This is a genomic window from Streptomyces sp. NPDC028305 (assembly GCF_055569495.1).
On the sequence record NZ_JBVHTN010000004.1, the window covers coordinates 634,450 to 654,484 of the forward strand.

At 71.3% G+C, this 20,035-nt stretch carries 22 protein-coding genes; 13 read left to right on the forward strand and 9 right to left on the reverse strand.

Annotation, left to right across the window (positions count from 1 at the left end):
* Positions 1–44: 44 nt before the first annotated feature.
* Positions 45–569: a Uma2 family endonuclease gene (locus tag ACZ4WQ_RS19170; RefSeq protein WP_361191432.1), complete on the forward strand. Its 525-nt coding sequence runs from the start codon at positions 45–47 to the stop codon at positions 567–569.
* Between the two features lie 92 nt (positions 570–661).
* On the opposite strand, the gene ACZ4WQ_RS19175 is transcribed toward ACZ4WQ_RS19170, so the two are convergent.
* On the reverse strand, positions 662–1,501 hold the full coding sequence (locus ACZ4WQ_RS19175) for a lysozyme (protein ID WP_311728881.1): 840 nt from the start codon (positions 1,499–1,501) through the stop codon (positions 662–664).
* Positions 1,502–1,776: 275 nt separating this feature from the next.
* Between ACZ4WQ_RS19175 and ACZ4WQ_RS19180 the strand changes: the two genes are divergently transcribed.
* Complete coding sequence (locus tag ACZ4WQ_RS19180) at positions 1,777–2,259, forward strand: MarR family winged helix-turn-helix transcriptional regulator (protein ID WP_311728880.1); 483 nt, start codon at positions 1,777–1,779, stop codon at positions 2,257–2,259.
* Between the two features lie 111 nt (positions 2,260–2,370).
* On the opposite strand, the gene ACZ4WQ_RS19185 is transcribed toward ACZ4WQ_RS19180, so the two are convergent.
* Positions 2,371–3,144: a hypothetical protein gene (locus ACZ4WQ_RS19185; protein WP_398371375.1), complete on the reverse strand. Its 774-nt coding sequence runs from the start codon at positions 3,142–3,144 to the stop codon at positions 2,371–2,373.
* Positions 3,145–3,502: 358 nt separating this feature from the next.
* Here ACZ4WQ_RS19185 and ACZ4WQ_RS19190 point away from each other — a divergent pair, with 358 nt between their 5' ends.
* From ACZ4WQ_RS19190 to ACZ4WQ_RS19210, 5 genes are read left to right on the forward strand one after another with little or no spacing between them, the layout of a single operon-like run.
* A complete protein-coding gene (locus tag ACZ4WQ_RS19190) occupies positions 3,503–6,661 on the forward strand; it encodes a sensor histidine kinase (protein ID WP_398371377.1) in 3,159 nt (1,052 codons plus the stop codon).
* The gene (locus ACZ4WQ_RS19195; protein ID WP_311728877.1) at positions 6,658–7,152 is read left to right on the forward strand and encodes a roadblock/LC7 domain-containing protein; all 495 of its coding nucleotides are present in this window, start codon (positions 6,658–6,660) and stop codon (positions 7,150–7,152) included. Before ACZ4WQ_RS19190 ends, ACZ4WQ_RS19195 begins: the two co-directional genes overlap by 4 nt.
* Positions 7,149–7,526 carry a DUF742 domain-containing protein gene (locus ACZ4WQ_RS19200; RefSeq protein WP_311728876.1) on the forward strand — a complete coding sequence of 126 codons (378 nt, stop codon included), beginning with the start codon at positions 7,149–7,151 and terminating at the stop codon, positions 7,524–7,526. The genes ACZ4WQ_RS19195 and ACZ4WQ_RS19200 overlap by 4 nt, the downstream gene beginning before the upstream one ends.
* On the forward strand, positions 7,507–8,157 hold the full coding sequence (locus ACZ4WQ_RS19205) for a GTP-binding protein (RefSeq protein ID WP_385343153.1): 651 nt from the start codon (positions 7,507–7,509) through the stop codon (positions 8,155–8,157). The genes ACZ4WQ_RS19200 and ACZ4WQ_RS19205 overlap by 20 nt, the downstream gene beginning before the upstream one ends.
* Before the next feature lie 13 nt (positions 8,158–8,170).
* Entirely contained in the window at positions 8,171–9,511 is a 1,341-nt protein-coding gene (locus ACZ4WQ_RS19210; protein WP_398371380.1) for a styrene monooxygenase/indole monooxygenase family protein, read from the forward strand.
* Between the two features lie 17 nt (positions 9,512–9,528).
* On the opposite strand, the gene ACZ4WQ_RS19215 is transcribed toward ACZ4WQ_RS19210, so the two are convergent.
* From ACZ4WQ_RS19215 to ACZ4WQ_RS19230, 4 genes are all read right to left on the reverse strand, one after another.
* Entirely contained in the window at positions 9,529–10,833 is a 1,305-nt protein-coding gene (locus ACZ4WQ_RS19215; RefSeq protein WP_385343149.1) for a C40 family peptidase, read from the reverse strand.
* Positions 10,834–11,010: 177 nt separating this feature from the next.
* Positions 11,011–11,274: a hypothetical protein gene (locus tag ACZ4WQ_RS19220; protein ID WP_311728872.1), complete on the reverse strand. Its 264-nt coding sequence runs from the start codon at positions 11,272–11,274 to the stop codon at positions 11,011–11,013.
* Between the two features lie 10 nt (positions 11,275–11,284).
* The gene (locus ACZ4WQ_RS19225; protein ID WP_385343145.1) at positions 11,285–12,064 is read right to left on the reverse strand and encodes a TetR/AcrR family transcriptional regulator; all 780 of its coding nucleotides are present in this window, start codon (positions 12,062–12,064) and stop codon (positions 11,285–11,287) included.
* Between the two features lie 30 nt (positions 12,065–12,094).
* The gene (locus ACZ4WQ_RS19230; protein WP_398371383.1) at positions 12,095–13,024 is read right to left on the reverse strand and encodes a diiron oxygenase; all 930 of its coding nucleotides are present in this window, start codon (positions 13,022–13,024) and stop codon (positions 12,095–12,097) included.
* A gap of 217 nt (positions 13,025–13,241) precedes the next feature.
* On the opposite strand from ACZ4WQ_RS19230, the gene ACZ4WQ_RS19235 reads away from it, so the two are divergent.
* A complete protein-coding gene (locus tag ACZ4WQ_RS19235) occupies positions 13,242–14,351 on the forward strand; it encodes a ferritin-like domain-containing protein (RefSeq protein ID WP_311728869.1) in 1,110 nt (369 codons plus the stop codon).
* A 24-nt stretch (positions 14,352–14,375) separates the two neighbouring features.
* On the opposite strand, the gene ACZ4WQ_RS19240 is transcribed toward ACZ4WQ_RS19235, so the two are convergent.
* The gene (locus ACZ4WQ_RS19240) at positions 14,376–14,891 is read right to left on the reverse strand and encodes a MarR family winged helix-turn-helix transcriptional regulator (protein WP_385343139.1); all 516 of its coding nucleotides are present in this window, start codon (positions 14,889–14,891) and stop codon (positions 14,376–14,378) included.
* A 142-nt stretch (positions 14,892–15,033) separates the two neighbouring features.
* Here ACZ4WQ_RS19240 and ACZ4WQ_RS19245 point away from each other — a divergent pair, with 142 nt between their 5' ends.
* The 5 genes from ACZ4WQ_RS19245 (at position 15,034) to ACZ4WQ_RS19265 (ending at position 18,665) form a co-directional block, all read left to right on the forward strand.
* Complete coding sequence (locus tag ACZ4WQ_RS19245) at positions 15,034–15,573, forward strand: YceI family protein (protein ID WP_311728867.1); 540 nt, start codon at positions 15,034–15,036, stop codon at positions 15,571–15,573.
* Positions 15,574–15,668: 95 nt separating this feature from the next.
* The gene (locus tag ACZ4WQ_RS19250) at positions 15,669–16,646 is read left to right on the forward strand and encodes an ADP-ribosylglycohydrolase family protein (RefSeq protein WP_398371386.1); all 978 of its coding nucleotides are present in this window, start codon (positions 15,669–15,671) and stop codon (positions 16,644–16,646) included.
* 144 nt (positions 16,647–16,790) lie between these two features.
* The gene (locus tag ACZ4WQ_RS19255; protein WP_311728865.1) at positions 16,791–17,060 is read left to right on the forward strand and encodes a hypothetical protein; all 270 of its coding nucleotides are present in this window, start codon (positions 16,791–16,793) and stop codon (positions 17,058–17,060) included.
* Positions 17,053–17,679 (forward strand): DUF6879 family protein, encoded by a 627-nt coding sequence (locus ACZ4WQ_RS19260; RefSeq protein ID WP_398371388.1) that lies wholly within the window; start codon positions 17,053–17,055, stop codon positions 17,677–17,679. The genes ACZ4WQ_RS19255 and ACZ4WQ_RS19260 overlap by 8 nt, the downstream gene beginning before the upstream one ends.
* Before the next feature lie 443 nt (positions 17,680–18,122).
* Positions 18,123–18,665 carry a tetratricopeptide repeat protein gene (locus tag ACZ4WQ_RS19265; protein WP_398371390.1) on the forward strand — a complete coding sequence of 181 codons (543 nt, stop codon included), beginning with the start codon at positions 18,123–18,125 and terminating at the stop codon, positions 18,663–18,665.
* 17 nt (positions 18,666–18,682) lie between these two features.
* Here the strand turns inward: ACZ4WQ_RS19265 and ACZ4WQ_RS19270 are convergent, their stop codons facing one another.
* The gene (locus tag ACZ4WQ_RS19270) at positions 18,683–19,390 is read right to left on the reverse strand and encodes a hypothetical protein (RefSeq protein WP_311728862.1); all 708 of its coding nucleotides are present in this window, start codon (positions 19,388–19,390) and stop codon (positions 18,683–18,685) included.
* A gap of 90 nt (positions 19,391–19,480) precedes the next feature.
* A complete protein-coding gene (locus ACZ4WQ_RS19275; protein ID WP_398371392.1) occupies positions 19,481–19,915 on the reverse strand; it encodes an ATP-binding protein in 435 nt (144 codons plus the stop codon).
* Positions 19,916–20,035: the final 120 nt, after the last annotated feature.

Genomic DNA, 20,035 nt, shown 5'->3' on the forward strand with positions numbered 1-20,035 from the left:
GGAGGAGCGGCACGGTGATCGTCAGCGAGTTCACCTTGGACAGGATGTTCGAGGCGCTTGAGAAGATGCCGGTCCCCGAGGGATTCAAGGTGGAGATTGTCGACGGGAACATCTTCACGTGGCCCCAGCGGGAGACCCATTGGGAAATCACCATCGGCATCATCGACCAGCTGTGGACGCGATACCCGCACAAGCGGCTGATGTCCGATGTGCGGATCGACTACCCCGGCTATCTCAACGGCTTCGCCACCGACGTGACGCTGCTTGCCGAGAGCGCCGGCAAGGACTCCAGCGGCAACTGGCGCTACCAGGATGTGGAGTTCGTGGCCGAGGTGATCTCGAAGCGTACGGGCATGAATGACTACGGCTCGAAGAAGGCGACCTATGCCACCGCCGGAGTCCCCGTCTATCTGATCGCCGACCCGTATGTCGGCCGGTGCCGACTGTTCACCCAGCCCAAGGACGGCGAATACCAAACCGAAGTGACCGTCCCCTTCGGCAGCGAGCTGGACCTGACCGACACCGTCGTCGGTCTGACGCTCAAGACCGACGAATTCCCCCGGGACTGAAACGGACTGAAAGCCCGTCGCCCCCCAGCGCACGGACAGCCGGGTCCGTGCGCCGGAGGGCGGAAGCGCCGAGGGTGGGGCCGCGGGGGGCGTCAGCCGTTGGCGAGGGCCTGGAGGCGGTCCAGGGCGCCGTTGAACTGGTTGTGGTCGCCGACCGTCGCGCCCGACGAGGTGTACTGCCAGATGGTGTGGAAGCCCCAGCCCGCCGGGAGTTCACCGACGGAGGAGCCGTAGCGCGGGATCCACAGCGGGTTGATGCTGCCGAAGGCGCTGGAGTTGCCCGTGCAGCTCTTCCACCAGCTGGTCGAGGTGTAGATCACCGGGTCGCGGCCGGTCAGGGACTTGTAGGTGTTGGTGAAGTCCTTGATCCAGGTGACCATCGCGCTGGCGCTCTTGCCGTAGCAGGTGGCGCCGTACGGGTTGTACTCCATGTCGAGCGCGCCGGGGAGCGTCTTGCCGTCCTTGGACCAGCCACCGCCGTTGCTGACGAAGTACCTGGCCTGCGCCGCGCCGGTGGAGTTGTCCGGCAGGGCGAAGTGGTACGAACCGCGGATCATGCCGACGTTGAATGACCCGTTGTACTGCTGCGCGAAGTACGGGTTGGTGTAGCTGGTGCCCTCCGTCGCCTTGACGTAGGCGAAGCGGACTCCGCTGTTCCAGAGGGTCGACCAGGCGACATTGCCCTGGTGGCTGCTGACGTCAACGCCTTCGACGGAGGCGAGGAGCCCCGGCGGTTCCTCGCCGCTCGTGGAACCGCCTTCGTGCTTGAGTATCTGGGAGCCCGCCCAGTGGTCCTCTGGGTTGGGTTTCTTCCCGCTGTCCGCGGCCGTGGCCGTACCGGAGAGCGTGAAGCTCGTCGCGAGGAGCGCGGCGAGAATGCCGAACAGCGCGGTGAGGGTGCGCCGGGTCGTGCCAGGTCTGTACTTGGGCATGGCGTGCCTCCGAAGGCCTCGTGTGGGGAGAGGTGCACGTGTCTGTCATTGGTGTGGCCATGTCACTCTGACGCTACGGGCGTAGACGCTACGGGCGTAGATACGCGGCGCGGAAGGGGGTCGGGTTGCTGCCGTTGGTCTAATCCTGCGAAATACTGGCGGAGCTGCGGCGACGACCGCGCTTGGAAGAAACTTTCAGGCCATGAAAATCCGGAGAGGGCTCTGACGTGCATAATAACGGGGCATTGCCCCCCGAGGGGGGTGAGGGACGCACCATGGGTGGAATTGGTGTAGACCATGCATTCCTGGCTCTGGAGCGCGAATTGGCGGTTTTCCTTCGCCGAGCCCGCGCCTCTTCGGGTGAATTGGCCCGGGAAGTCCACCCGGAGCTGGAATCCGCCGCGTACGGACTCCTGATGCGGCTGGAAGACGCCGGAGAACAGCGGGCCACGGATCTCGCGGCCTACTTCGGCGTGGGCAAGGCGACGATGAGCCGCCAATTGCGCGCCTTGGAGGATCTCGGGCTGGTGGCACGAGCTCCCGACCCCGCGGACGGGCGGGCCTTCCTGGTTCAGTTGACGGATGAGGGGCGGGCCCGGTTCCGTCGGGTGCGCGGCGCCCGGCGCACGCGGTACGCGCGCCGCCTCGCGGCGTGGGAGCGCAGCGAGGTGGCCGAACTCGCCCGGCTGCTGCACCGGCTGAACTCCGTACAGCTCACCGACGAGCCCGGCCAGGGCGCACGTCCGCCACAGGAGTAGGGCTCTCATGTACGTCAGGATCGGCGAGGTCCGCCGATCCGGCGACGTGGGTGTGGCGACGGGAGTACGCCGGGCCGCGCGCGGCCCGGCGCACGGGGGTGTCGGATGCCCCTAGAGCTCGGCGAAGACGATCGCCGCGTCGTCGTGGGTCTTGCCGCGCGGGAAGCCCGTCCGCTCCGGGTCGGCGCCCTCCGCCGCCCGTACCCGGTCGATCAGCGACTGCGGGCCCTCCTTGCGCAGCAGGGCGATCCACTCGGCCCAGTCGCCCTCGCGGAACACCTCCACCCATCGCGCCGCCCCGTCGGTGAGCGCCGCCAGCGCGCGCGTCCCCGCGCGCGGGCGGGTGCCGGTCACGGCCCTGCGGGCGACCGCGGGGTCGGCGGCGGCGGTGAAGAAGCCGCCCTCGACATTGCGCAGCGGGGCCAGCGGCCGCCGGCCCGCGGCGCGGAGCCGGTCGATCCGGTCGTCGAGCACGGGAGTCACCGTGCCGTCCGTCCCCTCGATGAGCAACGCGGAGTCGGAGAGCACCAGATGCTCGATCCGCTCCGTGTCCCACCGCACCGCGACGACCGTCGCCTGCGGCGTTCTAACGTGAGAAAGGTCACATTCGGGACCGTGGGCCGCGGCCGTCCGCTCGATCGCGCGTGAGAGGCAGTCCGTCAGCGGCATATCGCGTCGCGAACCGGACAGTTCGAGCAGCGCCCCGCCCAGCCGCGCGGTGAACCAGGGCACGCCGTGGACGCATCCGTCGTCGTCCTCGGGGGGCGTCACCCCGTCCAGTACCACCAGCGCGCCACCCTGCCCGGACGCCGGCAACGCTACCGACGCGTAGTCCTCGTTGGGGATGTGGGGATCACCGGGGGCGGTGGCGAGTTCGATGCGCATTCGGCCAGTCTGCCGGATCGGGTCCGTCGCCCCCGGCCGGATAGGTGGCGGAGTCGTTTGCCGGATTGGTCGCGATTGACGGTTCCCGGGATGTGTGGGGGAGCATCCTGTCAGGAGGTCAGGTGATTTCCAACCCGTGAAAGGTTGAAGGAGGGTATGGCCCGCGACCGAAGTTTGGTGGTCAACTACGCAATGCGGTTCACTCGTTCAGGGTGGCTGGAACGGATGATCCGATCCATCCCAAGCCCTCCTGAAAGGGTCGGAACCCCTACCAGAGGTGGGGGAGCGAGCACAATTGTTGAACCGTCGTCACCTCTGGAACCACAGTGGGTCGGGCGAGAAAAGATTGTGAGCACCGGTGCGGAAGAAGCGGCTTCGGGGCAGCAACCATGAGCAGGGCGGCGAGCCACGCCGGCAGGAGGCGTCGCCGCAGCGCAGCACCGCACGCGTCCGTAACCGGCTCGCCGTGTCCGTCGCCATCGTCTCCCTCGCCGTCCTCGGGGCCGGGGCCCCGGCCGTGCTCGGCGCGCTCGACGACACCACCGACGCCCAGAAGCTGGTCGACCTCGCCGAGACCAACCGCGGCGCGGTGACCCTCTCCCACGCCCTCGCCGACGAGCGCGACGCCATGACCGAGTACGTCGCGGCCGGGCGCAACTCCGCCTCCGGCGCCGGGGTCTCCGAGAGCCAGCGGGCCCGGGTGGACCGGCAGGTCAAGGAGGTGGGCCCGAGCACCCCCGCCGAGGTGCGGCGGCTGCTGGACGCGCTGCCCAAGGTCCGGCAGCAGGCGCTGACCGGCAACGGCTCGGCGCTGGACGTGTACGAGAGCTACACCGAGACCATCCAGGCCCTCGGCGGCCTCGCCGACACCCTGGCCCGCAGGCTGGAGGCCGGCGCCGACGACGGCTCCGCGGCCGCGCTGGCCCCCCTCGGCCGCGCCACGGAAGAGGCCTCCGCCACCCGCGGGCTGCTGCTCGGCGCGCTGGCCGCGGGCGGCAGCCAGCCCAAGCTCACCTCGGCGGCCCAGCGCACCAATGTGAGCGAGCAGTCCGCGCTCTCCGACTTCAACCAGCTCGCCCCGTCCTCCGTCCGCGACCGCTTCGCCCGCACGGTCAACGGCACCGAGGTCACCGCGGCCGAGCGCTATATCGCCCGCCTCACCGACCAGCCCCAGCTCTCCGACACCGACCGGTTCCTCAGCGACGAGCGCGTCGAGTCCAGCCTGTCCGCCCGTATCGACCGGATGCGCGGCGTGGAGTCCTCGCTGGCCACCGCCGAGATCGAACATCTGGAGAAGCTGCGCGACGACGAGGTCACCGACCTCGAGGTGGGCATCGGCCTCCTCGGCGCCTGTCTGCTGCTGGCCATCGGCGCCAGCGTCCAGGCCGCCCGCTCGATGACCCGGCCGCTGGCCGCGCTGCGGCTCGGCGCGCGGCGGGTGGCCGCCGACCCGGTGGCCGAGGAGCCGATCGCCTTCAAGGGCCGCGACGACGAGTTCGCGGAGGCCGTGCGGGCCGTCAACCAGATGCACCAGGCCGCGGTGCGCGAGCACGAGCGCGCCCTGAAGCTGGATGCCGAGCGGACCCGCCTGATCGAGGAGCGGCGGAAGCTCGCCGACGAGCGGTCCGAGCTGCGCCGCGAGCGGGACGCGGTCGCCACCCGCCTCGAGGGGCTGCGGGCCCGCGTCCACGGCAGCTTCGTCAGCCTGGCGCTGCGCACCCTCGGCCTGATCGAGCGCCAGCTGACCATCATCGAGCAGATGGAGGAGCGGGAGCAGGACCCGGACCGGCTCCAGACCCTCTTCCAGCTCGACCACCTGGCCACCGGAATGCGCCGCTACGGCGAGAACCTGCTGGTCATCGCGGGCTCCGAGAACAAGGCCGCGCACCCGGGGCCGGTGCCCCTGCTGGATGTGCTGCGCGCCTCGATCAGCGAGGTCGAGCGCTACGACCGGGTGCAGATCCAGTCCCTGCCGCAGCACGCCCAGGTCGCCGGCTACGCCGCGGACAGCATCAGCCACCTGGTCGCCGAGCTGCTGGAGAACGCGACCACGTTCTCGCCGCCCGACACCATGGTGCAGATCGCCGGCTGGCTGCTGGAGAGCGGCGAGGTCATGCTCTCCGTCCAGGACGAGGGCATCGGCATGACGCCCGAGCGCTTCGTCGAGCTGAACGGCCGGCTGGCCGACCCGGTGCCCGAGTACTGCCAGGGCCCGCAGCCCGAGGACCCGCTGGGGCTCGGCCTGTACGTGGTGACCCGGCTGGCCGCGCGCCACGGCGTACGGGTGCAGCTGCGCGAGCAGAAGCCGGGCGGGGTCGCGGCCGTCGTGGTCCTGCCGACCAAGATCCTGCCCGCCGGTCCGCCCGGCGCCGGGCTGCCGCCCGCCGTGCCCGCCGGCTCGTCGTACGGCGGCGCCTCGCTGCCGTCCTTCCCGGGCTCGGTGGCCGAGGCCAACTCCAACACCCTTCCGGGGCAGGTCCGCCCGGCCCTCACCGCCTCGGGGACCTCCGCGGCCGACCTGGAGTCGCCGCGGACGCTGTCGCACCGGCGCGGTGGGCGCCTGGGGCTGCCGCGCCCGGGCGCCGCCACGGAAGGCGCCGACGGCCCGGCTCGTACGGCGGCGACCCCCACCGGTACGCCGTCCGGCGGGCCGGCCCAGGACCCGCGGCCCGGGACGGCGGACCCCGCCGCGGCGGCCGCCCCCGGCCTCGAGTTCGCCCAGGAGCCGACCCCGCCGCGCGGCCACCCGATGCCGTCCGACGGTGGGACGCTGCCCATGCTGCCGCGGCGCGCCGCGAAGCAGGACCCCGACCCGCTGGTGGAGGCCGCCGAGCGGACCATCCAGCTCTCCGGGCGCCGGGGCGAGACGGTCCCCGACCCGCGTCGGCCGGCCCAGCGCGGCGGCGGTGACACGATCGGCGGCCACGGCATGCGCCCGGTCGGCGCCGACGCCTGGGGCCCGATCGCCGACGCGCCGATCGCCGACGGCCCGGCCGCCGGCGTACCGGCTCCGGCCGGGCCCGCGGACGCGACGCGGTCGGTCACCGGGCCGTCTCTGATCGAGCGCGCCGAGCACACCCGGCCCGGGGTTGAGCCCTCGGCGACCGCCGCGACCGGCCAGGACGCGGCCCACCAGCCCGGGTTGCCCCAGCGCCGTGCGGCGGCGGACGCCCCGGACGGGGCCGGGACCGCGCTGTCCGGGGTGCCCGGGCAGCGGGCCCCGGAACAGGCGGCGGCGCGCGAACGGGGCCTGCCCGAACGGCGCCTCACGGACAAGGGACTTCCCAAGCGCACCCCGAGGAACGTGGCCCTGCCGGAACCGGATCCGCAGGAGCGCACGGGCGCGGTGAACGCCGAGGAACTTCGGCGCAGGCTCGGCGGTTTCCAGAAGGGCGCGCGCGAAGGACGCCGCGACGCCGAGGCCGAGTTCGCGGGTCGTGGCCCGGCGGGGGAGCGGCAGCGGGGACAATCGGGGGCGCAGGACGAGGGTGGCACGGTTGAGGAGGCACGCAGGTGAATGCGCCCAGTAGCACATATGGGTTGAGTTCTGAGGCCCGTAATCTGCATTGGCTGCTGTCGAATCTGGTCGAGGAGGTGCCCGGCGTCCGTTCGGTCGCCGTCGTCTCCTCCGACGGGCTGATGCTGCTGTCCTCGGACGCGCGGCACGCCGCGGCGGCCGTGGAAGCCGCGGACCCGACGGCCCAGGACGGCCCGAAGGGGTCGAGCGCCGACCTGGCGACCATCGTCTCCGGCCTCGGCAGCCTGACGCTGGGCGCGGCCAAGCTGATGGACGGCGGGCTGGTCAAGCAGACGATGATCGCGATGGACCAGGGCAGCCTGTTCGTCATGTCGATCAGCGACGGCTCGCTGCTGGGCGTGCACGCCACGCCGGACTGCGACATGACGGTGGTCGCGTACCACATGGCGCTGTTCGTCGGCCGGGCCGGGCATGTGCTCACCCCCGAGCTCCGGACCGAGTTGCGCCGGTCCCTGGAGTCCGCGCAGTGACGTCCGCGTCCCACAAGGCCGCCCGCGTACGCCCGTACTCGCTCACCGGCGGCCGGACCCGCTCCGGCCATGTGCTGCTGGTCGAGACCTTCGTGGCCACGCTGGAGACCCCGGACGGGGCGGTCGAGCCCGCGCTCAGCGGGCCGGCCTCCCGGATGGTGCCGGAGATCCGCGCCATCATCGACCTCTGCCGCCGGATGCGCTCGGTCGCGGAGGTCTCCGCGCTGCTCAAGATTCCGCTCGGTGTGGTGCGCGTGCTCCTCAGCGATCTCGCGGACCAGGGAAAGATCCGCGTGTACGGGACCGGGCGGAGCCCCGGACAGCCGGAACGCGCGTTGCTCGAAAGGGTGCTCAGTGGACTTCGCAGACTCTGAGACGATGACGGTGGCACCGGTGCGGGTGCCGAACATACCCGGGGCCGACGAGGCGCTCCAGGGGTGGCAGACGGACCGTTCGCGGGCCCCTATCGCCACCAAGATCGTCGTCGCGGGGGGTTTCGGCGTCGGCAAGACGACGTTCGTCGGTGCGGTTTCGGAGATCACACCGCTTCAGACCGAGGCGCTGATGACGCGGGCCAGCGAGGACGTGGACGACCTCGCCGCGACCCCGCAGAAGCTGACCACGACGGTCGCGATGGACTTCGGCCGGATCACGCTCGACTCCGACCTGGTGCTGTATCTGTTCGGCACCCCGGGCCAGCAGCGGTTCTGGTTCATGTGGGACGACCTGATGCGCGGCGCGATCGGCGCGGTGGTGATGGTCGACACCCGGCGGCTGGAGGACAGCTTCCCGGCGCTCGACTACTTCGAGAGCTGCGGGCTGCCGTACGTCATCGCGGTCAACCACTTCCACGGGACGCCGGAGTACGAGCCGGAGGACGTGCGGGACGCCCTCTCCGTACCGGCCAAGGTGCCCGTGGTGAGCATGGACGCCCGCAACCGCATTTCGGTGGCCGACACTCTGCTCGCCCTGGTGAGGTTCGCCGTGGACGTCTCGCCCGAGTGACACGGGCCCGGCCATGCGCAGGATCCTGATCGTCGGGGCCGGTCAGTCCGGGCTCCAGCTCGCCCTGGGGCTCCAGGCCCTGGGGTACGACGTCACCTTGATGTCCAATCGCACGGCCGACGAGATCCGCGGCGGCCGGGTGATGTCCACCCAGTGCATGTTCCACACCGCGCTCCAGCACGAGCGCGATCTGGAGATCAACTTCTGGGAGGAGCAGGCCCCGCGCATCCAGGGTCTCGGCGTCTCGGTCGCCGGTCCCGTCACCCCGCTGGGGCATCCGCGCCTGGTCGACTGGCTGGGCGAGCTGGACGGCTACGCCCAGTCCGTCGACCAGCGGCTGAAGATGGCCGGCTGGATGGATGCCTTCGAGCGGCGTGGCGGCCGGCTGGTCATCCACGGCGCCGCCGTCTCCGACCTGGACTTCCTGGCGGCGCGGTACGACCTGATGCTGGTCGCCGCGGGCAAGGGCGAACTCGGCGCCCTCTTCGGCCGGGACGCCGCCCGCTCCCCGTACACCACCCCGCAGCGCGCCCTCGCCGTCGCCTATGTCCACAACCTCGCCCCCCGGCTCGAACACCCCGAGCTCGAAGCGGTGCGCTGCAATCTGGTGCCCGATGTGGGCGAGCTGTACGTCATGCCCGCCCTCACCAACTCCGGGCGCGCCGACATCCTGTTCTGGGAGGCCATCCCCGGCGGCCCGGCCGATGTCTTCGGCGGCGTCACCGACCCCTCCGAACACCTGGCCCTCACCCTCGAGCTCATGGAGTGGTTCACGCCCTGGGAGTACGGGCGGGCCACCAGGGTCGAGCTGACGGACGCCGGCGGCACGCTGTCCGGGCGCTACGCCCCGACCGTCCGCGACCCCATCGGCTGGCTGCCGGGCGGCGGTCTGGTCCTCGGGGTGGCCGATGTCGTGGTCACCAACGACCCGCTCACCGGGCAGGGGTCCAACTCCGCGGCCAAGTGCGCCACCTCGTATCTGGAGAGCATCGTCGAGCACGGCGACCGGCCCTTCGACGAGGCGTGGATGCGGCGGACGTTCGGGCGCTTCTGGGCGACGGCGCGCCACGTGACCAAGTGGACCAACGCGATGCTGGCCCCGCCGCCGGAGCACATCGTGCGGCTGCTGGGCGCGGCGGGCCAGCTGCCCGCGGTCGCCCACCGCTTCGCCAACGGCTTCGACGACCCGGCCGACTTCGAGAACTTCTTCTACGAGCCGGACAAGACCGCGGCGTATCTGGAGGAGGCGGAGGCCGGGGCCGCCGTAGCGGATACGGACGGCGAGTTAGTCGCCGAGTCGGTCGGCGAGGCGGTTGGTGAGCCCGAGAGCGAGGCGGCCGAGCAGGTGGGCTGAGTGCGGCCGGGTCGCCGTCAGCCCTTGGTGGGGCGTACGGCGCCGCGCAGCGGGTTGGACGCGATCGGGGACAGCTTGACCCGGCCCCCTGGGCGCGGGGCCTGCACCACCATGCCGTTGCCCGCGTAGATCGCCACATGGCTCGCACGCTTGAAGTAGACCACCAGATCCCCGGGGCGCAGCCGGTTGAGTTTCACCCGCGGCAGCCGGCGCCACTGCTCCTGGCTGGTGCGCGGGATGCGCCGCCCGGCGTGCGCCCACGCCTGGGAGGTCAGCCCCGAGCAGTCGAAGGAGCGCGGCCCCTCCGCGCCCCAGACGTACGGCTTGCCGATCTGCTTCAGCGCGTACCGCAGCGCCCGCTGCCCGGCCGCCTTGGAGGCGGAGGCGCGGCGGGGCGTGCGGCGGTGGACGGTCTCCTTGGGGCGCCGGGGCGGGGTCTCGGAGGCCTCGGGCTCGGGGGTGGGCTCCGAGGGGGTTTCCTTAGGAGTTTCCTTAGGGGTTTCCTTGGGAGTTTCCTTGGCGTCGGTTCCGCTGCCGGTGTCGCTGCCCGTGTCGCTGTTCGCGTCGGCGCCGGTGTCGGCGTCGTCGGTCTGCGGGTCGGGGGCGACGTCGTCCGGGTCGGTGTCGGGCGCGATGTCGGGCGCGATGTCGGGCACCGGGGGGTCGAGGGCCCCCGAGTCGAGCAGCTCGCGCTGGGCCTTCTCGGTGTCCTGCCGCTCCCGTTTCTGGATGGCCCGGATCTGGCGGCGGCTCAGCGAGGCCAGTTTCACTTCGATGGCGGTGAGGCGTTTCTCGACCTTGTCCCGCTGTTTCTTCCGTTTGGTCGCGAGGGACAGCTGTTTCTTCAGCGAGGCCCTGGCCTGTTGGACCAGCCGTGCCGCGTGTACCTCCCCTCTGGCCAGCCGTTCCATCAGGAGCGCCTGGCGGTCGGCGGCCCGGCCGAGCACGCGCGTCTGTTCGGTGACCTGGTCGGGGCTGGGGGACAGCAGCGCCATGAGGAAGAAGTACGAGGAGAGCTGGGTGTGGCCCTGGTACTGCTCGCGGGCCAGCCGCCCCACGTCGTCGTGGCTGAGGGCGAGCCGGGAGCGGGTGCGGGCGAGGGCGGCGGCCAGCGCCCGGGTCTTGGTGCGCTGCTTGCGCAGCTTCTCCTCGGTGGCGTTGTACGCCTCGGTCGCCTCCTCGGCCTTGCGGTACGCCGTTTTGAGCTGTGTCAGCAGCTCGGCGACGGACTGCTCGGCGGGGGCGGCCGCGGCGGGCGCTGACGGGGCGGGGGCGACCACCGCGGCGGCCGCGGTCAGCGCCACCGCGCAGACCGATCTCACGATGCGTCCTGACACGGTCTCACCTCCGGGCTCGACGACCTCGGGGCGATCGTGACATGACCAGTCGTATATTCGGGAGAATTGTTGGCAGTCTGGGCAATACGGTCACCCGTCCGGCGGCCGGTCCGCGTGCCCGTTCCCTCGCATACACGTACGAGCCGACGCCCTGTCGTGACGTCAGTCAGGCTTTGACCAGGGCCATTTCAGCCGGTGCGGCTTGCCCTCCGGGTCGTACTCGTAGCGCCACCCGCGCACCAGGCCCAGCCGCCGCGAAGTGGCGGCCGGCACCCGGCGGTAGACGTACACCGTCGGCGCGCCGCCGCCCTCGTCGGGGACCGGCACCTCGTATGTCTTCGGCGGCTGCCCGGTCAGCCCGGTCAGCACCGGCAGCACCCGGCCGTCCAGCGGCCCGCCCACAAAGGGCGTCTCCTCGCTTCTCACCGCACCAGTCTCACAGCAGGTGGGAGGCGTCGCCGAGCACCGGCATCAGGCGCCGGGCCAGCGCCCCGGCCTGCCCCTCCGCCGGCTCGATCGCCAGCGCCGCCCGCAGCACCCGCGCCGTCTGCGGGTCGCTCGCGCCCGTGGCGGCCAGCAGCGTGACGAAGTGGTCGATGAGCCAGTCGCGCAGCTCCGCCATCGGCGGCTGCTTGCCCTCGTCCAGCCACATCAGCGAGGCGGCCTCGACCGCGGTGATCCAGGTGCGCACCATCATCCGCAGCCGCGGGCCGGGTTCCGCCACCTCCAGATGGAGCAGGATCTGGTCGGCGGCGGCCCGCCGCACCTCGTCCACGATGGCGTTGGTCCGCGAGGTCTCGGCGACGCTGCCGCCCTGGAGCAGCGCGCTGAACCCGGTGTCGCGCTCGGCCACAAAGGAGAGATAGCGGTCGAGCGCCTGGCTCAGCCGTACGGTGACCGGGCCGCTCCGGGGCTCGGCGAAGCACAGCTCCAGCTCGTCGGCGGCGGTGCGCAGCGCGGCCTCGTACAACTGCTGCTTGCCGCCGGGGAAGTAGCGGTAGACGAGCGGGCGGGAGGCCCCGGCGGCGGTGGCGACGTCGTCCAGCGAGACGTCCTCGGGCGCGCGGTGGGCGAACAGCCCGAGCGCGGCGCTGATCAGCTGGGCGCGCCGCTCCTCGACGCTGAGCCGGCGGTAGGCGCCGCGGCGCGCGGGGCGCGCGGCGGCGGGGGTCGTTTCCGCCGGGTGCGCCGGGGCGGTGCCGCTGCCTGTCGTCATGCCTGGCAGCGTAACCGGCCCTGCGTGCGATTAGGCCAGCAGGCCCGAGCTCTGCCACAGCCGCCGCCCCGCGCCCCGCAGCACGCCGATGTCGTCGAGGAAGTCGGTGAGCGGCTTCGCGCCGGTGCGCATCACCTCGCGCCGATGTGCGCTGGCCCGCACCTGTTCCACCGCCGCGCGCCGGTCGAGCCCGACGTCCGCATACACCTGGGGGTTGACGAAGGCGCGCGCGAACACCCGGGCGAACTCGCCAGAGCCGATCCGGGTCAGCTCCGCCGTCCAGCGCGGCGCCGACACCATCTGGCGGCGCAACTCCTCGCGCGCGTACCGCACATGGCGGGCCTCCTCCACGACATGGATCCGGGTCGCGCCGCGCACCAGCGGCTGGATCCGCTCGTCGGGGAAGGTCAGCCGCTGCATCCAGTCCAGGATCTCCTCGCCGAGCAGGGTCGCGGTGAACGAGCCGGGGGTCGTGGAGACCGTCTTGAAGAAGCGGCCGAGGTTGTGGTGCGGCCGGGCGGGCGGATAAGCGGGGGTGCCGCCCTTGGCGATCAGCCGGGCGAACATCTTGGAGTGACGGCACTCGTCGGCGATTTCGGTGAGCGCGTAGCGCACATGCGCGCTGGTCGACGGCTTGTCGTAGATATGGCGGGTGAGCAGCTGGATCAGGATCACCTCGAGCCATATGCCGAGCGAGAGGAGCGCGGCGAACTCGTGCCGGGACAGCAGGACGCGCTGCTCCTCCGGCATCCGCCGCCACATCGGCGTGTCGTACAGGGACACCAGCTCCGGCGGCCAGAACCACTTGTCCGGCTCGTACGGCGCGTCCCAGTCGAGCTCGGTGTCCGGGTCGAAGGAGTGCCGGGCGGAGGACTTCAGCAGCCGCTCGGCCACCTTCTCGCGGTCCTTGAGGAGCCCGAGCGCGTCGCGCGGCGCGGAGGGTGGGGTGGCAGTCGTCATGGTCGGCACCTCGGTCAGGGCGGGCCGCCGGGAGGGTTACCGGCGGATACATCTTATGAGACGATGTGTCAGCAAGCACGTCAATCCCTTGTGTACGGCCGAGTGGAGGTCTCGCTCGACCGATCCTCGAGCGTCATAGGACCCGGCCGTACTAGACGTGTGAGCCTGCGTTTTCCCAACCGTTCACGGGGGAGCGAGCAAGGCGAAGGAGGCGCCGGTGTCGACGCAGGAGCTCTACGCGATGGACCCCGGGGACCCGATGTGGCAGGTGCCGACCGCCGGGGCGGCCCGCTTCAGCTGGGACTACGACGAGGGCCGCGAGCGGCTGCTCGCCCTCTACCAGAAGGGCAAGGACAAGCAGTGGGACGCCGTGAAGCGGATCGACTGGGACCAGGAGGTGGACCCGTACGACCCGCTGGGCGCGCCCGACGAGACCCTCGCCCTCCACGGCACCCGGCACTGGGCCAAGATGACCGAGCGGGACAAGGGCGAGCTGCGGCACCACTTCGCCGCCTGGCAGTTCAGCCAGTTCCTGCACGGTGAACAGGGCGCCATGGTGTGCGCGGCGCGCATCGTGGAATCGGTCCCCGACCTGGACGCCAAGTTCTACTCCGCGACCCAGACCATGGACGAGGCGCGGCACGCCGAGATCTACGCCCGCTTCCTGCGGGACAAGCTCGGCACCCTCTACCCGATCAACGACAACCTGGCCGGGCTGCTCGGCGACACCCTCCGCGACTCCCGCTGGGACATGCCGTACCTGGGCATGCAGGTGCTCATCGAGGGCCTGGCGCTCGCCGCGTTCGGGCTCATCCGCGACACCACCGACAAGCCGCTGCCCCGCCAGATCCTCACCTACGTCATGCAGGACGAGGCCCGCCATGTCGCCTTCGGGCGGATGGCGCTGCGCGACTACTACCGGCAGCTCACGGACGCGGAGCTGCGCGAGCGCGAGGAGTTCGTCATCGAGGGCTGCTACTTGATGCGCGACCGGCTGGGCGGGGTCGAGGTCCTGGAGAACCTCGGCATCCCGAGCGCCGAGGCGCGGGAGTGTATCGAGAGGTCACCGCAGCTCCAGCTCTTCCGGAAGCTGCTGTTCAGCCGGATTGTGCCGTGTGTGAAGGACATCGGGCTGTGGGGCGTGCGGCTGCGGCGCGCGTATGTCGACATGGGCGTGCTGGAGCTGGGCGACGGCGATCTCGACCAGCTGATGTCCCAGGACGAGGAGCTGGCCGACCGGCTCGACGCGAAGCGCTTCAGGGCGGAGGAGGCGGCGCGTACGGGGGAGGTGTCGGCGGCGATCGCCGAGGGTGCGGCGGACGACTGAGGTTCGCGGTCGGGGGCTTGGGGCTCAGGGGCAGCCGCGCCGCGCCCCCGGGGTCGGGTCCACCGTGCCGACCCCGTCCACGAGGGAGGCGAAGCTCTGCGCGCCCAGCGGCCCGACGACGCGCTTGCGCAGGGCGTCGGCCAGAGTGAGCGCGGCGGTGACGGCGGCGGCCAGGCCCGGCTCGGTCAGCCGGGCGAGGGTCACCCGGCGGTCGCAGGGCGAGGGGTGCCGTTCGAGCAGCCCGGCCTCGGCCAGCCGGTCGGCGACCTTGGTGGTCCCGGCCGTGGTGAAGCCGAGCGTGGCGGCGAGCTGGTTCATCGGTGCGGCGTGCTCGGGGGCGGTGAGCAGGAACCACAGCGCCCGGAACGACGAGGGCGCCAGGTCGGTCGTCGCCTCGACGTCGTCCAGGAGCTGATCGGTGAGCCGGCGCATTCCCGACTGGAGGACGTCCCACTGCTCCAGCAGCGCGAGGTCCTCCGGGGTGGGACACCGCGCGTCGCCGTCGTCGCCCGCGCGCGTTTTCTCCGGGCGTTCCGCCATGTCTCGCACCCCTCTCGCGCTTTCCGGCCGTCTTGCCCAGGGTATCAACGCCAGCTATTGTCTAACTAGCTACTTAATATCTGGCTACCTAAAACTGCTCCTGACACTGCTCCTGACCTGCCCGTATGAAAGGCCTCCCGTCATGTCCGAACCCGCTGCCGCCACGCCCCCCTCGGCCGTCCAGCCCGGCTCCTGGATCCTCGACCCCGCGCGGACGCGGGTCCGTATCCAGCACAAGACCATGTGGGGAATGGTCACGGTCAAGGGCGGCTTCACCAACGTCGACGGCGAGGCCGAGACCCTGCCCGACGGCTCCGCGAGCGGCACCCTGACCATCGACGCGGCCTCGGTGGACACCGGCCACGCCAAGCGCGACGCGCATCTGCGCAGCGCGGACTTCTTCGACACCGACCGCCACTCCACCCTCGTGTTCACCGCCCACCGCGCCGCCCCCGACCCCCAGGGCGCGGTGGAGGTCTCCGGTGAGCTGACGGTCCGCGGCACCACCCGCCCGCTGTCCTTCACCGCCACCGGGCCCGGCGCCACCGCCGACGAGGTCACGCTGGCCGCCGAACTCACCGTCGACCCGGCCGACTTCGGGCTGACCTGGAACCGGCTCGGCATGATGAAGGGCCACACCACGGTCACCGTCGAGGCCCTCTTCACCCGCGGGCGCGCGTAAGGGACGGACGCGGCGACGGACACCGCGGCGCGGGAGGCGCGGTGGCCGGGAAAACGGCGATGCGCGGGCCACCCCCCACTGGCACGATGCGCACCATGACCGCGACTCCGGCCCCGAACCCGAGCCCGACGACTCCGACCCCCACCCCCACCCCCACCTCGACCCCGACTCCGAACCCGGCGGCCGCCCGCCGCAGCATCGAGGCCCTCGCCCTGGGCGACGCCTTCGGCGAGCGCTGGTTCCCGCTCTTTCGCGACCGGCGGCGGGCGTACGAAGAAATCCGGGCGCGGGCCGTGCCCGAGGAGCCGCGGTGGCCCTGGACGGACGACACGGCGATGGCGCTCGGCGTGCTGAGCGCGCTCAACGAGCACGGGAAGATCGACCGGACCCAGCTGGCCCAGACCCTGGCCGACACCTTCCTGTCCGACCCCGGGCGCGGCTACGGCAGCGGCATGCACGAACTCCTGCCGTCCCTCGCCGCCGCCCCCTCCTCCTGGCCCTCCGCCACCCGCGCCCTGTTCGGCGGCGAGGGCAGCCTGGGCAACGGCGCGGCGATGCGGGTCGCACCGCTGGGCGCGTGGTTCAGCGCGGACCCGGACCACGCCGCCGAACAGGCCCGCCGTTCGGCCGAGGTCACCCACGCCCACTCCCAGGGCATCGCCGGCGCGGTCGCGGTCGCCGTCGCGGCGGCCCTCACCGCCCGCCGCGCTCCCATCCCCGACCTCCTGCGCCAGGCCGCCGACCGCACCCCGCCGGGCCCGGTCCGCGACGGCCTCACCCACGCCACCGAGCTCCCACCCGCCACCACCCCGCGCCAGGCAGCCGACCTCCTCGGCAGCGGCCGCCGCATCCGCGCCGACGACACCGTCCCCTTCGCCCTCTGGTGCGCCGCCCGCCACCAGGACGACCTGATCGCCGCGCTGTGGACCACGGCCGAGGGCCTCGGCGACGTCGACACGACCTGCGCGATCGTGGGCGGCGTCGTCGGAGCGGCCACGGGCGTATCGGCCGTCCCGGCCGACTGGCTGGAACGACGCGAGCCGCTGCCCGCGTGGGTGGCGCAGATGCCCTGACGACGGGGCAGCACCGCACTCCCCTGGGGCGCCGTAGACCGTGCGGGCGTTCCTCGGCCATGTTGACCGGCATGCTCCTTGCGGTAGGTAAAGGGCCTCCATACGCTCGGTAGCGATCGAGCTGAGCGCATAGGGGGAGACAACATGGCCCGTCCCTGGGAAGCCGATCCGTCCGCGTTATTCGTGCGGCGGTTGGGAAAGTCGGCCAAGGAGCTGGGCACGACCAAGGACGAGGACGGCTGCCCGGACATCTGGGAGCTCGGCAACGGCGACATCGCCATCGTTGGACGCGATCTCACCGATGCCTACGCCGCACGTCTGCCCGCGGATGTCACCATCGCCTCGGATGAGCGCCTGGTGGTCATTCCCGGACGCATGCTCCGCTCCGCGAAGCCGGACATCGCGGATGCCTGACCGGAGCGCCCTCGAACTCCCCCTCTCCCAGGGGGAACGGCTGTCCCTCGAGGCATATCGGAGCGAATACCGGCAGCGTCGAGCGGAGCTCCGGGATCGTCACTCCTGGAAGTTCGAGCGACAGCAGGAGTTCGAGGAACGGGACGACAGCTGGGAAGCGTTTTGCCGAGGCCATTGGGAGGAATCCCTGCGGCTTCTCGGCGAGGAACGGGAAGCGCTGCTCAAGACGGCCCAGCGCGACCGGGAGCGCGGTACCGCTTTCCACCGCGTTCGCGTGGCGGAAGAGCCGCTGACGCCCTATATGCAGTGGGAATTGCACGCGCTGCGGGTGCAGTCGGAGGCCGGTAAGAAGATTCGAGTCGTCACGCCCGCTGCCCTGGGCTCGCTGGAGACCACTGGCCCGCTACCCGAAGTCGTGGTGGTCGGCGGCCAGGTCCTGTACCAGGTCGTCTACACCGAAGCCGGCGTCCTGGACGGAGCGATCCGTTTCACGGACACCGAGCTGACCAAGCGCTGGGAGCGCTTCATCAAGGAGCTGTACGAGGCCGGGGAAGATCTGCTGTCCTACTTCGAACGCCGCGTGGCCCACCTTTCGCCGCCGCAACCGAAAGCGGTGTAAGCGATCACCAGGGACGACGCGGACGGGAGGCGTCGGGGAGATACGGACAACGATCTGTCGGGATCCTCTCGCGATGTCGTACAAGCGGGAGCCATCTCCGGAGGAGTGCACTTCCACAGCACCCGGGCGGCGGACGACCCGGCTCGGGTCGTTCCGCGACAGTTGCCCGGTGACGTCAGAGGCTTCGTCAACCGTACGGAGGAGCTGCACCGCCTCGATGCGATCTTGGCCGGCGGGGAGGGCGACTCTGTCGTCGTCGCCATATGTGTGATCGCTGGCACCGCCGGAGCGGGGAAGACATCTCTGGCCCTGCGCTGGGCCCACCAGGTGAAGGCCGACTTTCCCGACGGCCAGCTCTACGTCAACCTACGGGGGTACGACCCGGGCGAGCCGGTCACCGCGCAGGAAGCAATCTTGAACAAGCCCTTGTGGCGCATGAGCGGATGGCGAACAAGGGCAGCGTGGGCAATGTCCTGCGCATGCGCAGTGCTGTCCACCTGGAGCGCGGCGAGCTGACCGAGGCCGCCCGGACGGCGCACGAGGCCCTGGACATCGCCTTGGAGCTGCGCGACCGCGTGATGGAGGGGTATTGGCTGCTCTATCTGGGCGATGCCCAGCAAGCGCGCGGGCAGTGTGCCGAGGCACTGATCTCCTACCAGCGATCTGCCACGATTCACCGTCGCCTGGGCGACCGCAGCCGCGAGGCGCTCGCCTGGTACGGCGCGGGCAGGACGTACCAACGCCTTGAGCGCACTGGCGAAGCCGCTGACTTTTTCCGCAGGGCCACCGCAGTCCATCAGGAACTGAGTGATTCCTGGCACCAGGCCCTGGCCCTGGACGCCCTCGCGACGTCGCTGTCGGCCGAAGACGCGGTAGCTGCCAGGCGGCACTGGGGCGACGCCCTACGGCTCCTGGCCGGCTACGACGACGCGCGCGCGGTGAAGCTGCGAGAACGGATCGAGGGCCGGCTGGCCCCTGGCCCCTGACCGCTTGGGGCCCGGCATTACGGAATGGAGAGGGGCTTCCCGCCGAGGCCGCCCAGGGAGTCCAGCAGCCCACCCCCATTGCCCAGCTTGCCCAAGGAGCCGAGCTTGTCGCCCAGGCCGCCCAGCTTGTCCTTCAGCGGGGAGAGCGGGGACGTCTCGGACTGTGTGAGGGGGCTGTCGTCCGTGAGGTCGAACTGGGCCCAGGCCTTGTCGGTCTTTCTCGCGTCGTCGTCGGGGCCGGCTTGCGCCTGGTTGCGGATCTCGACGGTCTGCTGGAGCGGCCGGCCGGGGCCGAGGGAGAGGTCCTGGTCGAGCTCGCCCTTCTTGCTCATCGTCTGCTCGGTGTCGCCCTCGTACAGCACTCCGCGCACATGGACGCTGACCTGGTTCTCTGTGGCGCTGGCCAGGTTGGAGTTCGGGGCCGGGCTGACGTAGCGGTAGGTGACGAGCCACTCGGCGCGCATGGAGTCACCGCAGCGGTCGATGTACTCCCGCTCCACGGGCGGCGTGTTCAGGACGAGGGTGATGTCGAGGGGGTGGTCCATCCTCGGGCAGTCGACGTAATTGCCGGCGCCCTTGTACTGGGCCGACCACAGGCTGACCGTCCCGGTCACCTGCTCGGGCGCGGCCTTCGGGGCCGGTGCCGCCGAGGCGGAGCCGACGGCCGTGGCGGAGAGGCCGAACAGGATGGCGGCACAGGCGGTCAGGAGACGCGATCGACGCACGGTGAACTCCGATCACTCCGACGTCAGGAGAACCACCTTGAGCCATCCACGGTGGAGTCGATCGCTGTACGCGTCGGGGATGCGCCGGATTCACCCGATTGCGGGGGCTGGTGGGCAGGGTCCCAGCTCGAACCATGTCGCCTTGCCGGGCCCTGGACCATGCGCGCAGACGCCCCATGCGTCGGCGCCGTAGGAGATGAGTGCCAGCCCTCGGCCTTGTTCGTCCTCTGTGGCCGCCGGTGCGCGGGGGACGGGGAGGCCGGGGGCCTCGTCCTGTACGAGGACGCGGAGGTGGTGGGGGTCGGTCCACTCGGCGAAGAGTGTGACGGGTGTCGAGCAGCCACTGCGCAGGCAGGCGTTCACGGAGTTGGTGACGGCCTCAGAGGTGAGGAGCAGCGCGGTGTCCGCGAGGTCGCGCCGGTCGGCGGCAGCGAGGAGGGTACGGACGGCTTGCCTGGCGGCCCGGACCCAGACGGGCTCGGGCGGGAAGACGAGGGAGACGAGGCGGGAGTCGGAAGGCGGCATGTCGGCCTCCTGGGGTGGGGTTCGCGTGTCGTCAGGGCAAGTGGCGTTGCTGATTGCTCACTTGTGCGTTGAGCAGCGCGATAAGGTCGATTGCGACGGTAGGGAACAGTTTTCCCACTC

Coding starts and splice junctions, on each gene's coding strand:
- ACZ4WQ_RS19170 (WP_361191432.1), top strand. CDS start 45: ATGTTCGAGGCGCTTGAGAAGATGCCGGTCCCCGAGGGATTCAAGGTG.
- ACZ4WQ_RS19175 (WP_311728881.1), bottom strand. CDS start 1,501: ATGCCCAAGTACAGACCTGGCACGACCCGGCGCACCCTCACCGCGCTG.
- ACZ4WQ_RS19180 (WP_311728880.1), top strand. CDS start 1,777: ATGGGTGGAATTGGTGTAGACCATGCATTCCTGGCTCTGGAGCGCGAA.
- ACZ4WQ_RS19185 (WP_398371375.1), bottom strand. CDS start 3,144: ATGCGCATCGAACTCGCCACCGCCCCCGGTGATCCCCACATCCCCAAC.
- ACZ4WQ_RS19210 (WP_398371380.1), top strand. CDS start 8,171: ATGCGCAGGATCCTGATCGTCGGGGCCGGTCAGTCCGGGCTCCAGCTC.
- ACZ4WQ_RS19225 (WP_385343145.1), bottom strand. CDS start 12,064: ATGACGACAGGCAGCGGCACCGCCCCGGCGCACCCGGCGGAAACGACC.
- ACZ4WQ_RS19230 (WP_398371383.1), bottom strand. CDS start 13,024: ATGACGACTGCCACCCCACCCTCCGCGCCGCGCGACGCGCTCGGGCTC.
- ACZ4WQ_RS19240 (WP_385343139.1), bottom strand. CDS start 14,891: ATGGCGGAACGCCCGGAGAAAACGCGCGCGGGCGACGACGGCGACGCG.
- ACZ4WQ_RS19245 (WP_311728867.1), top strand. CDS start 15,034: ATGTCCGAACCCGCTGCCGCCACGCCCCCCTCGGCCGTCCAGCCCGGC.
- ACZ4WQ_RS19250 (WP_398371386.1), top strand. CDS start 15,669: ATGACCGCGACTCCGGCCCCGAACCCGAGCCCGACGACTCCGACCCCC.
- ACZ4WQ_RS19255 (WP_311728865.1), top strand. CDS start 16,791: ATGGCCCGTCCCTGGGAAGCCGATCCGTCCGCGTTATTCGTGCGGCGG.
- ACZ4WQ_RS19260 (WP_398371388.1), top strand. CDS start 17,053: ATGCCTGACCGGAGCGCCCTCGAACTCCCCCTCTCCCAGGGGGAACGG.
- ACZ4WQ_RS19265 (WP_398371390.1), top strand. CDS start 18,123: ATGGCGAACAAGGGCAGCGTGGGCAATGTCCTGCGCATGCGCAGTGCT.
- ACZ4WQ_RS19275 (WP_398371392.1), bottom strand. CDS start 19,915: ATGCCGCCTTCCGACTCCCGCCTCGTCTCCCTCGTCTTCCCGCCCGAG.